5 protein-coding genes are annotated in these 13,490 nt (G+C 61.1%); 1 reads left to right on the forward strand and 4 read right to left on the reverse strand.

Annotated elements, in window-relative coordinates; translation table 11 throughout:
• Positions 1–4 precede the first annotated feature (4 nt).
• Positions 5–4,096 (reverse strand): protein kinase domain-containing protein, encoded by a 4,092-nt coding sequence (locus J3U87_RS25155; protein ID WP_237378545.1) that lies wholly within the window; start codon positions 4,094–4,096, stop codon positions 5–7.
• A 7-nt stretch (positions 4,097–4,103) separates the two neighbouring features.
• Positions 4,104–5,918, reverse strand: coding sequence for a protein kinase domain-containing protein (locus J3U87_RS25160; protein WP_237378546.1), 1,815 nt, complete (start codon positions 5,916–5,918; stop codon positions 4,104–4,106).
• Positions 5,919–7,082: 1,164 nt separating this feature from the next.
• Here J3U87_RS25160 and J3U87_RS25165 point away from each other — a divergent pair.
• Positions 7,083–8,144 carry an IS110 family RNA-guided transposase gene (locus tag J3U87_RS25165; protein ID WP_237377302.1) on the forward strand — a complete coding sequence of 354 codons (1,062 nt, stop codon included), beginning with the start codon at positions 7,083–7,085 and terminating at the stop codon, positions 8,142–8,144.
• 325 nt (positions 8,145–8,469) lie between these two features.
• Here J3U87_RS25165 and J3U87_RS25170 read toward each other — a convergent pair whose 3' ends face one another.
• Together J3U87_RS25170 and J3U87_RS25175 are read right to left on the reverse strand one after the other, a co-directional pair.
• Positions 8,470–8,757: a DUF3349 domain-containing protein gene (locus tag J3U87_RS25170; protein ID WP_237378547.1), complete on the reverse strand. Its 288-nt coding sequence runs from the start codon at positions 8,755–8,757 to the stop codon at positions 8,470–8,472.
• Position 8,758: 1 nt separating this feature from the next.
• Positions 8,759–13,354, reverse strand: coding sequence for an RHS repeat-associated core domain-containing protein (locus J3U87_RS25175; protein WP_237378548.1), 4,596 nt, complete (start codon positions 13,352–13,354; stop codon positions 8,759–8,761).
• Positions 13,355–13,490: the final 136 nt, after the last annotated feature.

A 13,490-nucleotide genomic window follows, 5' to 3' on the forward strand; every position in this document is an offset into this window, starting at 1 on the left:
GATCTCAATCTTCGCTCAGCCGTCCTTCGAAGAGCGGAGCGCGTTCGAGGGCGTCCAATTCGATGAAGCTGAGCGTGCCGTTGGCCGAGGAAACCGCGATCGACCGGTGGAGCGGGAGCCAGACCGCCGCGGTCGCGTCGCCCAGCGCGGTACTCAGCGCCATGGAGATCTCGTAGCGGAGTTCGCCGTCCACCCGTTGAAAACGATAACGAACCAGGGTGTCTCGCCCCACCAAGATGGCCTGGCGGCCGTGCACGGCCACGCCGTTGACCAGGTGGTCGGCGACCTGCTGCAACTGCCAGGAACGGTCGCGCTCCGGATCGTAGGCCCAAATGTCGTTGGGGTCGACACCGAAGATCAGGACCAGGCCCACGTCCTCCAGCGGCAGGATGCGGCGCACGGCTTTGGCGTCGGTGGCTTCGGTGCGTATCTTGGTCCAGCCCGAATCCCGTTTTTTCAGAACCGACCAGCTACCCGCCAGATCGCCGGCGATCGCCAATCCGCGAGCCTCGTCCACCCAAATCGAAACGGGTTCCGCAAGGTTCATGGCGGCCGATGCACCGGTTACCGAACCGTCGGGCGTCCAGCTCGCGATGCCCTTGTCCGTCGAAGCGGTCCACAGCGTTTGGGAGGCGGCACTGAAGAAGGTGTCGTCGATGGGCAACGATGTGTCACCTCCGGGCGTGGTGTTGGCCAGCGTTTCGCCGTCCAGCCAGATCGGCGGCTGGCCTTCCGCGGTGAGGAACACCTTGCCGGCACCGAACTGGAGGGCCTGAATGGCTTGGCGATCCATGGCTTTGCCCACCAGCTCGTTGCCGTCGAAACGATAGCGCGCGAGATGCCCGCCGTTGGTGCCCGCGTAGATGGTGGAGTCCTCGGGGTTGGCCGTCAGGGTCGCGATCGGATCCTTGTCCACCTTGATTTGGCGGGCGATGTCCAGGTTGCCGTAGGCGAAGCTCATAATTTGGTGATTGCGTTGGTCCCAGGCCAACAAACCCTGTGAAGCCCATTGGATGACCTGCATCTCGGCACCGGCGCGTTGAAAGGTCTCGGGCGGCAGGCGTCGCGGCCACATCCAGATGTGGTTCACGCCACCGATGGCGAGCGTGGCGTCCGAGAGAAAGGCCAGGCCGTTGTCCAGGCGCTGTCCCGGCAGGTTGTGGGAGCGGTGATGTTCGCGATTGTTTTGGTAGACGACGATTTCCTCGCCGCTGGCGATGGCGATATGCTCGGTTTGATCGTCGATCGCCACGGCCACGGCGTCCTCTTCCCAAACCCGGCCTTGCCAGAGGGTTTCGCCGCTATACAGCGAAATCCAGGTCAGGCCGCGGTCCGAATCGGTCTTGTCCAGGTAGGCCAGGCTGAGATTGCTGAGCACCAGTTGGAAGCGCTCGGGTCGGGGAATGGCGCGCTTGAACCGGCGCATCGCGCGATTGCCCTCGATGCGGAAGATCCGCAGGCGGTTGTGGTCGGCCTCCGCGGCGAAACGGCCGTTGGGGCTGAGGGCGACCGTGCTGCCCTTGGCCAGGGGCATCTTGACCTCGATGCGAAAATCCTTTTCGCCCTGATCCGGCGACCGAAAGCGGAGCCCGTTGGCGGTGCGGAAGACGATATCGCCGTTCTCCAACAAACCGACGATCTGTTCGCCTTTGGCCAGGGGAATCGGCGTGGGCGGCGATTTCTCGTCCATGTCCATCAGGTAATAGTGTTCCGGGGCGCTGATCAGAATGCGACCGGGCACGGCGGTCTCGCCCCAGACGCGGTCCACCGGCCCGGGAAGGTCCAACGCCCGCGTCAGCGACAGCTCGTGATGAAGGTCGACGAATTTGGGATTGAGACTGGTGCCGCTTTCCTGGCCGGTGGTCAGGCTGTGGTGCGGACCCCGCAAATCGTGGAGCCGACGCTGGAAGGAATCGGCCTCGGCGAACAGGTCCTGGCGGCGGAACATGATGACCATCGCCTGGAGTGCGGGGACCAGATGGGGATCCTTGGGGCCGTGATGGTCCTCGATGAGGCGAATGGCGCGGGCGAGTAGGTCGTGGGCCTCGAAGTAGCGGCCCTGCAGCGTGCGCAGTTGACCCATGGCGACCAGCAGGTCGGCCAAGTCTTCGTCCTCTTCGCCGAGCACCTCTTTTTGAGATTCGAGGGTACCGCTCAACAGCGATTCGGCCTTGTCGTAGATGCCGAGGCGCATGTAGGCCTTGCCCAGGCTGGTCATCAAGCGGGCCCGCGTCGCCGGTTGATCGACCAGCTCCCGTTCGAGGCGGCCGGCGGCTTGATCCAGCAGTTCTCGTGCGGTGATGGTGCTGCCGCGCTCGGGGTCGTTTTCGGGCACCGAGAAGATGTCGATGAGCAGTTCGCTGACCTCGCGAGCGGTTGTGGCTTCGCGGTTGGCACGCTCCGCCTCGTGCGCGACGCGTCTCGATTGGAACAGCATGGCCAATGCGAAAAACAGCACGATCGCGAACGCCAGGCCGGTGCGGCGGCGACGGGCCTGAATCTTGGAAAGCGCGTCCTTGGCTCGCTCCGCCTCTTCGAGTTTGTCCCGCTCCTCCTGCTTCTGGGTGCGGCGCTGTTCCAGCGAGCGCAGGTTGTGGGCGACCTCGGCTGCGTTGCCGATGCGGCGCTCGGGCGAGCCGTCGGTCATCAGCGCGATATCCTCGCGAAGTAGCGGGTCCTCGATCGATCGCTCCCAGCCGGGTGCGAGCGGCTTTTGAAAATCACCGACGACAATTTGGAACAAAACCACGCCGAGTGCATAGATGTCGGCGTGGGTGCTGGAGGGTTTGCCTTCCAGCAACTCCGGCGCCACGTACATGTGCGAGCCGCGCTTGCGGGCCTCTTCCTCGCTCCACGTCTCGGTGAACCCCATGACCGTGAACGCGGCCTGTTCCAATCGCTTGCGGTCGGTGACCACACTGACGCCGAAATCGTTGAGCTGGGCGCACAGATGACCTTCCAGGTCTTGGGTCAGCAGGATGTTGGCGGGCTTCAGGTCCTTGTGCAGAACGCCCACCGAATGGGCCGCGGACAGGGCTTCCGCCGCCTGGGCGATAATTTCCAGTCGCTCTTCGAGCGGGACCTTTGCGAGACCGCCTTCGCTTTTGCCCAGGTTGACGAGACTGCCGCCGCGCGTGTATTCCGATTCGATGAAGAAGGGCGGTTCATCGAAACTCCAATCGAGGATGCGCGTGATGTCGCGCCGGTTGCCCAACGATTCGCGCAGGAGCCGGAACAGGGTGACCTCGCGCTGGAGGTTGTGGAGGTGGGTCTCTTCGAAGCAGAACTTGAAGACGCGGGGGTCGCGGGTGTTCTTGTGGTGACTCAGCCAGACTTCGCCGAACGTGCTGGAGCCGAGCCGTTCGGTCAGGCGCCAGTTGGGACGGCGCGGGATTTCCATGCCCGGCGCCGGCCGCCAGCCCTGAATGGTGTCGTCCGATTCGACGCGCTGGGCTTTGCGGGAACCCGGTGGGGGGATTAGGGGCGAAAGCTCGTCAATTCCCACCTCGTAGACCTCGATCGGCTCGCCCACGCCCTTGAAGCGGTAGAACCCGTGGGACATCCAACGGACTTCCCGCTCGGGCAGGGTGCGGTCGGCGAAGGCGCGTCGGGCCAGGTCGAAGGCCCCGCGCGTCATCAGCGTCTGGCCGGGCGTGGCCAGGGACATCAGGCGCGCCGCCATCGGCTTGGCCAGGCCTTCCACCTCCACCGGCTTGGCCCCGCGAGCCACGTCTTCGATGGGGTTCTCGATCAGGTAGACTTCGCCCAGGTGGATACCCAGGTGGCCCTGCGGCGAGACCGCGTCCGAGGAGTCCTTGGCGCCGTGGAATTCGCGCATGCGGTTGAGGCTGGCGTGGTAGTTGAGCGAGAAGGAGACGGCGTCGATCGGGCGCCGGAAGACCAGCAGAAAGCCGGCCGTCTTGTCGATCACCGTGCCGCCGAAATTGGGCAGCAGGTCGTGGACCAGGTCGTCGTGGCGTTCGAAATGCGTGCGTGCGCCGTTTTGGCCCAATCGATCGATCATTTCGGTGCGGTTGGCGATGTCCAGGATGATGAGGGTTTTGAGTTCGAGGGAGCGGGTTCCGATTTCCGTCATCGCGACCTCAGCGCGTCGGCGCGGCGTCGTCGACTCCGGGTGCCGCGGTGTCGCTGGTGCGCTGCTGCTCCAGTTGATTCTTCAGGCTGCCGCGGTCGACGAGTACCAGGCCCAGCCCCAGCAAGGAGAGCAGGAGCAGCGCCGCCAGGGCGAAGGCGAACCACTTGTACCGGTTGCCGCGACCCAGCGCGCGCTGCAGTTCCGACTCGGCCACCTGCTTGGCGCGGTCCTCGGCCAGTTGCGTTTCGTGCATTTCCAGGCGCCGGGCTTCGAGCGTTCTCAATTGGTCGGCGACCCACAGCGGCCGCGCCTGGCGTTTGGCGGGATTGGCGTCCACCAAATCCGAGATGAGGTTGCGCAGCAGCGGGTCGTCCATGTTTTCCTGCCAGTAACCGGTCACCGAGATTTCGAAACTGCCTACCGACAATTGGTACAACAGCACGCCCAGCGAGTAGATATCCGATTGCAGGGTGGCGGTGTGGCCCTTTTGCACTTCGGGCGCGAGGTAGAGGGCGAGGTCCGAAACGCCCAACTGGGCGTTGAACAGGGTGGGGATCTTCATTTGGGCGGTCGATACGCCGACATCCTTCAGTCGTTCCGGTCGCGAAATGGCACCGAACCCGAAATTCGTCAGGCGCGCATGGGGTTTGCCCTTGCGATCCACCTGGATTTGAATGCTTTTGGGGCTGAGGCACTTGTGCAGCACGCTGACCGAATGGGCCGCGTCGAGCGTTTCGGCGATCTGGGCCACCAGCTCCAGGCGCAGGTCCAGGGGAATCGCTTTCAGGCCGCCCTGGGATTCGGCCCATTCGTGCAGGTACCCGCTCTCGCTGTAGGCGATCTCGATGAAATAGGGCGGGCGCTCGAAGTTCCAGTCGTTGATCGGGTTGATGTCGGCGCGGTCGTCCAGTTCCTCCTTGAGCAACCGGTAGACGGCGACTTCCCGCTTGAGCAACTTGAGTTGATCCGTGTCGGAGGTCAATTTGAAGACGCGCCGATCGCCGGTTTTCTTGTGCACGGCGACCCATTCGCTCAGGGTCTTCGATTTGCGGAGCCTGTCGTGCAGCGCCCAGTTCTTGCGGCCGGGGATCTCGGCGCCTTCCTTCGGCTGCCAGGGCAGGGTGGTCACGCCCGTATCGCCCAGGCTCGATTTCTGTATCGGGGCGGTGAAGGGGGCGTGCTCCGTGTTGCCCAGCTCGCAGACTTCCAAGGGGGGAGTGTTGCGCGAGAGCAGGTAATCCCCGTGGGAAACCCACTGAAAGGGTTTGTCGCTGAATGGCGTTTCCCTGGCGCCCGCCAGGCCCAACTCCAGGACGGGACGCGTCAAAAGCGTTTGGCGCGCGCTCGCCATCTCCATCAGGTTTTCCGTCAGGCGAATGGCGCGGCCGACCGCTTCCAGCGGCTTTTGGCCTTGGGCGATGCGTTCCGGGCTGTTGCGGTGGAGTTCGATTTCACCCAGGTGCAGGCCGACTCGGGTGGTGACCGTTTCCTTATAGACTTCCGTCACTTGTTCCAGCGCGAGGTGGTAGCTCAGCGCAAAACCCAGTGCTTGGACGGGCCGCCGAAAAACGAGGAAGAAGCCGTCCGTTCGGTCGATTTCGAGACCTTCCCATCGCTTCATGAGATCGCGGGCCAATCGATCGTGATGGCTGAAAATTTCCGAGGCACGTGCGTCGCCGATGCGCTCGACCAGTTTGGTACTGTCGACCAGATCGGTAAACACCAATGTCCAGAGCGCCGGTTTCGTCCGCTTCGCGTAGGTATCTTCCGCGACGGAGGAGGACGCACCGCTCGCTTGCTTTATGGAATTGGAATGATTCATTTTGAGAGCGCTCATTTACCATTGAGGTGAAACTGGATGCATTATAGCAGAGTCGCGTTGAGGGGTTGCGATCGAGGGCACACCCCTCGCGTGGGGAGCGGCGGGATTCGATGGAGTTAGGACGAGGATTCCGTGGCGTGGTATCTCGTCTCCGCCGATTTATTGCAGAATCGCCTTGGTCTGCCAACGGCGATTCGCTGGCATTGTACAATGGAGCTTTCGTGAATGGCCACCTTTGACGTGGATTCCTAAATTTGCACGAGAATGACGAGCCTTCGCGAAAGGGCAGCTCGAGTGGGAATGGAGGGCGGGCGGTTGTCCCGATCGACCCCCTGCATTGCTCGAAAAAAGGGCCGAGACTCTCCGATATGTACCTTTGAAAACAAACTTGCCCGGAGTCCCCGAATGCCGAGAGATTCGTGATGCCTGGTAGGTTGGCCGGCCCGGCCGACCATTCGAAGTATCTAGTCTCAAAGTCCCCGCATCGTGAGAGAGGCGTAACGCCTGTAGGTGGAGCAGCTTGCTCCACCAATCGAAGCGACTCAAGCAACGACAATAAATTGAGCCAAAGAGCAAAGCCCGAAATCTCCCTCGCGACCCCAATCGAAAGCGGTGAAGTCCAAAGTCCCCGCCTCGTGAGAGAGGCGTAAGGCCTGTAGGTGGAGCAGCTTGCTCCACCAATCGAAGCGACCAAACACTGATCGAAATCGATCATCGAGAGATCTAGAGGCCCAACTTATCCGCTTCGCTCTTTTATCACTCTATCTTGCGAAGCCTGGGCCGCTTCGAAATGTCGGCCTAGCAGGCCAACCTGTACCATAGAGTTCAAGCTCTATGGTTAATATTCAGTTCGTCACAGCCGTAGCCTTTTTCTTTTTTTGCTTCTTTTTTTCTTTTTGTGGAAACTGTGAATCTTGTGGAAAACTTTTTAGGTAGACGGTTAGGCGACTCCGGCCGGCCGACCAGAGTCGCCGGGTGAGATGAAGCCTTCGACCAACCTGAGCGCCCTGGTGGGTAGCTCGTCTGTAGGATTTTGCTCATCTCACCCTTTCCACACCGTTGAAAACCGCAGACTATCTGGGATTCTTCAAGTCCGTGTTTTTGCAGGTTTGGCTTTTGCGGTGTGTACCGTCCTTCACCTCTTCGGCATTGTGGAGGCTCTTCATGACCAAGACCCTAACCGCCTGGACCGGCATTGACGTTAGCAAAAACACCTTCGATATCGCTTATGTTTCCACCGAGAAAGGCGTCCCATTCGAGAAAGACATCCCATTTCACCGCATTCCCGCTCGTAAATTCCCAAGGACTCTCACAGGGGCAGAAGATGCCTTGACCTGGCTTGATGAGGCTCTTGGGTTTCCCGAACCTTTCAAAGAGCATGTCTGGGTCGTGATGGAGGACTGTGGAAGATACGCCGAGGAATTACGTTTGTGGCTGTCGATGAACAAGGGGCCATCCATCTGTATGATCACCCCCTCGCTCACGGCCGCTTACGCAAAAAGCCGAGGTCTTCGAAATAAAACCGATCGGGTGGATGCTCGATTGCTTGCCCTTTTCGGTCAAGAACGCAAACCTAAAATTCAAACGATTCCGAGTCGGACCTATCAGATTCTCAAGGACTTGTGGCGATGCAGGCAGGAGTATGTCGAACTCCAGGTAGCCGAGGGGAATCGGGCAGGTCAGCCGCTGCAAATCGAAGCGGTTCAGAAGATTCGAAAAAAACATCTCAAGGAGCTACAAGACCATATCGATCGGGTCGAGAAGGAAATCAAAAAGCTTCTCAACCGGACCCCAAAACTCAAGAAGGATGTGGACTTGTTATGCACGATAAAAGGGATCGGTTTCCTCACTGCTGTAATGGTCATCGCTGAAATGGGAGATCTCCGAAGATTTGCGCGAAGCCGCCAAGTCGGTGCATTTGCAGGGTTAAACCCGTCAAAGTTCGAATCGGGGACCTCGGTGAAAAAAACGACGATTATAAGTCGCAAAGGCTCAGCGGTACTGCGAGCGGGGCTTTACATGCCTGCGCTGACAGCCTGCCGTTTTAACGAACAAATGAAAACATTCTACGAGCGGTTGATACGCAAAGGAAAGTCGAAAAAGGCCGCTGTCGTGGCGGTCATGCGCAAATTGTTGGTGCTCATGCGGGCAATTCTAAAAACAGGAGTTCCGTACCAGGAGGATTTTCAAAAGTGTGCGTCTGCGGAAAAGATGTGCAAAACCTGACAAGATTTCCGCATTCCTCCCCCAATTTTAGGGTTGACACACAACAGACTATCCTACAGGCCCGACGCTCCTCTTGCGATGCGGGACTTTGGACATTGCGGCTTCGGATTGGGGTCTCGGGGGAGATTCTGTGCTTCGCTCTTTGGCGCAAAGGATTGCCGTTGCTTTGGTTGCTTCGATTAGTCGGGCTGGCAGCCCAACCTACAGGCCTTACGCCTCTCTGAAGATGCGGGCTCTCCAGGCTGGCACGCTTCGGTTGTTTTTTCTCTCAAGTAGGGCGCTCGCTCCGATGGGAACGCGCACGGCCTGCAGGGCAACACAAATACTAGTCCTCGTCCAGCCAGGCTTCGAATCCGTGTTCGTAGAGCACGCTTCGTACTCGCTCCAGGTCGCGATCCGATTCTGGGATGCTCGCGCTCCGGTAAATGTCGTTGAGCGCGGTTGCCGGCTCCCTTCCCGTGGTCAAGGAAATGACATCCGCGAGGTTCCTGTCCGATAGATGATCGTAGAACAACCTTAAAACAAAGGCGTAATCTTCGTCGCTGATGCCGTCGGGAAAGGCCTTGCGGATGAGATCGATCGTGCTGCGCAGGTGGGAAAATTCGCCGGTCATGTCACAAGCCCTTGAGCGGAACCGGATCGTGAACGATCGCGTCGAAATCGACACCCTGTGCCGATGCGCCGCGTAAAAATTTGGCATCGCCCGTCATGGTGGGAATGGACAGTTGATCGCCGGTTCCGAATATCACTTTATCATTCGCGCCGACTTTCTTCGTGGTGTTCAGGTCCATCGCCCGTTTCGAGGGGTTGTCGGGAATGATATTGACGCGCTTCAAGAATCGCTGTGCGCGCGCGGTTTCTTCCGGGCCCGCCACACGCAGCATGCCCTGGAACTCGGCCGCGGCGGTCTCGGTCATCACCATCTGTCGATCGCCCAGTTGGGTCTTTAGCTGGTGGCGAATGGGAGAGTCCTGGGAAATGAAGGCGGAGGCGCTGCCCGTATCGATATTTACCGCGTTGCCGGCATCCAATTCCTTGCACATCAACCCATAGGGGTCGATCCAGCCGATGGGGTTCGGGGCGTATTGATAGTGGTGCTCGCCACCGAGCAGCCCGATGGGATCGGGGCTGGTGAAACGGCCTACATCGGGATCGTAGTAGCGATGGTAATTGTAGTGGAGCCCGGTTTCGCGGTCGAAGTACTGACCTTGGAACCGCAGCGGGTTGTCCACCTGTTCGCGATCGAATTCGGTGATCTTCCCGAACGCGGTGAACTGGGCGGACCAGGCCAGGCCGCCGCGGTCGTCGGTCATGATGTGGGGCGTGCCGAGGTGATCCAGGTGGTAGTGGAAGGTACCCTCTTCGCGGATCTGGGCGAGCGGGAGAAAGGTATTCGGTTGGTAGACGTAGGTCGTCGCCTGGTCGTCGCGCTCCTCGCGCAGCAGCACGTCGCCGTTCCAGAAGAACCGCGTTCGTTCCGACAGGGTCTGCTTGGCGATGCGCCGACCGAGGGCGTCGTAGCGGTAGGTCGTCGCCACGCCATGGCGCACACTGCGGATCATGCGGTTTTCGGCGTCGTAGGCGAACTCGGTGATGTCGCAGCCGGCATGGCCCTGGACCCGCTTGACCAGGTTGCCCACGTCGTCGTATTCGAATTTTTTGTCCTGGTACACCAACAGCCGATTGCCCTTGACGTACCCGCCCTCCAGCGGCCTGGCCGGTTCGGTGGGTGTGCCGCCGTCGATCAGGTTGCCGGCCGGGTCGAATGCGAACAGTTCGCGCAGGATGCCGTCGGCCTCGATCAACCGGTTGTTGTGGTCGTAGTGGTACCGAGTGACGTGACCCGTCGCCAACTCCTTGATCTGGCTGAGGTTGCCCGCATCGTCGTAATCGTAGTCGCGACCGAAGAAGAGTTGGTTGCCCAGGGCGCCGGGCAGCAGGGTCTTCTGGCGTTTCAGGCGTCCCATGGGATCGTAGCTGTGTTCGGCGGAAAGCCCGTTGCCGAAGCGTCGGGTGACCTGGCCGGCGGCATCGTCGTAGGCCACCTGGTGGATCATCTGGCGGTCGCCGGCCACGCCGGCAAAACGGCCCAGGGCGTCGAAGTCGTAGTCCAACACCTGGCTGTCGAATCGCGTCTGGGTGGGCCGACCCGCGTCGTCGAAACCGTGGGTCAGGATGTGGTCGTCCTGCCACTCTTCCACTAGGCGGTTCGCTGGATCGTAATAGAAACGCAAGTCGCGGTGAGGGTTGGTGGCCCGGACCAGGCGGCCCAGACCGTCGTAGTCCAGTTCGGTGGTTTCCCGTTTCCCCGTTCCGGCGTGGTGGGACACTTTTTGGATCATCTGGCCCATGGCGTCGTGCCGGTAATCGATGGTGCGGAACAGGCCGTCTTCGAGGCGCACCAGGTTGCCCACTGGGTCGTAGTGATAGCGTTGTTCGCGGCCGTCGAAGCCCACCTCGGCGATCAGCCGCTCGTTGGCGTCGTAGCTCAAGCTGTAGCGTTCGCCGCGCTGGTTGATCAGGGCGGTCAGGTTTTGTTCCCGATCGTATTCGTAGCGGAACCTGGTGCCGTCCGGGTCGATGCGCCGCACGACCGCGCTCAGGCCTGCATATTCGTAACGCGTCTCGCGGCCCGCGGCGTCCACGAAGCGTGTCATCATGCCGTTTTCGTTGTAGGCGCACGATACGGTTCGGCCGTCGGGGCGCTCCATGCGGACAATCCGGCCCATGGCGTCCAACTCGAAGCGGTGACGCCCATCGTCGTGGCCCGTGATGGCGACCAGGTTGCCCTCGGTGTCGTAGCTGTAGGTCGTGGTGCGGCCGACCGCATCGGTCTCGGCCAGCAGTTCGCCGCGCGCGTTCCACACCATGCGCTTGACCACGTTCCCGGATTGGGCGATCTCGGTGATCTGACCGCGCGCGTCACGTCTGTACCGGGTTTCGCGGCCCAGCGCATCGCGTACGGCCTCCAGCGATCCCTTGGCGTCGTAACTGCGCTGCCAGTGTTGGTTGGCTGCATCCAGTACGCCGGTGGGGCGGCCCTGCCCATCGTAGTGAAACCGGGTGCGGTTGCCCAGTTTGTTGCGCACTTCCACCAGCCGGTCGCGGGCGTCGTAGGTGTAGCGCATGCGGTGACCCAGCGGATCGATGGTTTCGCAGAGATTGTTGGACGCATCGAAACGGTAGTGCGTGCGGTGGCCCAGCGGATCGCGAATTTCGACGATGTTGCCGTGGGCGTCGAAGCGGTAGCGGGTCTCGCCGCCGTTGCTGTCGATGATCGTGCTTTGCCGTCGGTCCGGTTGCCAATCGAACCGGTAGTCGTACTTGCCGTCATCGCCCCAGTTGCGCGTGCAGCGGGCCTCCGTGTCGTAACGATCCCACTCGAAAAAGTACCGGAATCCCGTTTTCAGCGTGCGTTGGACGAGGATGTGGTTGCGATAGCCGTACTGTTCCGAGTGACCCAGACGGTCGACGGCTTCGATCATGTCGGCCTGCGCATCGTAGCGATAGACAGCCAGCGGTTCATCCCCGATTTTGCCTTGGACGTCGGCGGGGGCGATGTGCGAGATGTGCCCGTTTTGGTCCCAAACCAAGGCGACGGCCCGGCCCGAGCTGGTTTCGATGCGCGCCAACCGCCCGCCTTGCCCGCGATGGAAGCGAACGACATTGTCGTGCATGTCGCGGATCTCGCTGAGCGTAAACCCGTCGTCCACGGCTTTGAAGACCTTGGTCGGTTTTTGGTCCGCTTCGAGAACCAGGGTGTCGCGATCTTCGCGGCGGAGAAACAGCTTGTCGATGGCCTGGTAGACCGTCTCGCCGACCTCGGGTTCGGGGAAAAAGATCTGGCGACCCTCTTCGTCGCGCAAGACCGCTTCCTCGCCGTGCAAATCGATGCGTTCCACACCCGGGTAACTCCAGCCGTGGCCCATGCCGAAGTCCGCGTCGTGGCCCGTCCGGTAGGTTCGCTCCCATACGAAGGGGAGCGTGCCGCGAAGCACGAAGTCTTTGTGCTGCAACAGCTCTTCGCCGGTGACGACCGAGATCGGACAGCCGGCGGTGGTGCATTTCTTGACCGGCGGGGTGCCTGGCTTGCTGACCTTCTTGCCGACCTTGATGCCGTCGGCGAGCGTGTCCGCGGCGGCCAATCCCTTTTTCCCGAATTTGGCGGCGGTGGCCGCGGCCCCGGCGAAGGGAATCATGGCGGCGGCCGAGAGGGCGGCGTCGGTGTAGTTGCCTTCGGCCAGGTAGATGAGCGCGTTCAGGCCGTCGGCGACCTCGCCCAGTCCGGGCACCAGGCCGACTACGTCGAGGGTCGTGTGCACGATGTCGGAAAGCGACATGTTGGAGATCGCGGAGGTGAGGCCACCCCACCAGGACGATTCTTCTTCCGTTTCGGGCGCCACGGGCGGGTTGGTGTCGCCGACGATCTCGCCGTTCGGTCCCAGGCTCGGTGCGGCGGTTTGGTTGGCGACCGGAGGTGGCGCCGGAGCGGGTCGGGGCGCGGGCGGCGGTTGAGGCTTGGACTTGGCCTTGGGTTTCGCATGACTGGTCGTGCGGCCGGAAGAAACGGAAGCGCCCCCGTCGTCCGATTCCAGTAATTCCGAAGTGCCCGAAAAGAAGATGCCGTTGCGCATGTTCTCGATGACCTGGTGCAGGGTGCGGCCTGCCAGAACTCCGGTTTTCGGCACGGGATGCGCGTGGTCGGTCGGGATTTCGATGCCCAGCGAGCGCAGGCGGGTGAGGGTGCGCCACCAGTGTTCGGTGCCGATGAACCGGCTTTCCGGGAAGCGGCCCAGCCAGGTGTAGTGGAAGCCGGCCTGGACCACCAGGGCCTCCAGCCGGCGGCGGCCGAGCCGGCCGCGAATCAGTTGTTCCAGTAACTCGTGGTTGAGGGCGAGCGCGGTGGCCATCTGGGCGCCATATCGCAGGATGTGACCGGGATCCTGGCAGAGAAGGATCTCCATGCGCTGTATTTCCAAGTCCTTTTGGAGCTTGATGGCACTTTCGACATGGGCGCTTTCGGTCAAGCCAGACTGCAGGTTCGAGGGCTGGCCGAGCTGGACGCGGGGCGGCGGTTCGATCCCCGAGACCACCGAATGCTCATAAGAAAAAGTGGGGAAGAGGTCGGGGGGTTCGAATCTGAAATGGTTTTTATCGAGGTCGACAAACTCCCATTTGCGAAAGGGACTCATGCCTTTAAAAGACGTCATTGGTACACCGTGGCGAGGGCTGTTAGAAAACATGCAATACATGTAAAAGGGCGGAATATGTAAAAAAAAGATCCCCCGAAGCGATTATTTCACCCGAAGCGATGCAGGAGATGCAAGCCCGACGAGGCGAACTTTG

This window comes from Sulfidibacter corallicola (assembly GCF_017498545.1).
Classification (GTDB): domain Bacteria; phylum Acidobacteriota; class Holophagae; order Acanthopleuribacterales; family Acanthopleuribacteraceae; genus Sulfidibacter; species Sulfidibacter corallicola.

What these genes read in the sequence shown, in the direction of transcription:
- J3U87_RS25155 (WP_237378545.1), bottom strand. Translation starts at nt 4,096, where the DNA reads ATGACGGAAATCGGAACCCGCTCCCTCGAACTCAAAACCCTCATCATC.
- J3U87_RS25160 (WP_237378546.1), bottom strand. Translation starts at nt 5,918, where the DNA reads ATGAATCATTCCAATTCCATAAAGCAAGCGAGCGGTGCGTCCTCCTCC.
- J3U87_RS25165 (WP_237377302.1), top strand. Translation starts at nt 7,083, where the DNA reads ATGACCAAGACCCTAACCGCCTGGACCGGCATTGACGTTAGCAAAAAC.
- J3U87_RS25170 (WP_237378547.1), bottom strand. Translation starts at nt 8,757, where the DNA reads ATGACCGGCGAATTTTCCCACCTGCGCAGCACGATCGATCTCATCCGC.
- J3U87_RS25175 (WP_237378548.1), bottom strand. Translation starts at nt 13,354, where the DNA reads ATGACGTCTTTTAAAGGCATGAGTCCCTTTCGCAAATGGGAGTTTGTC.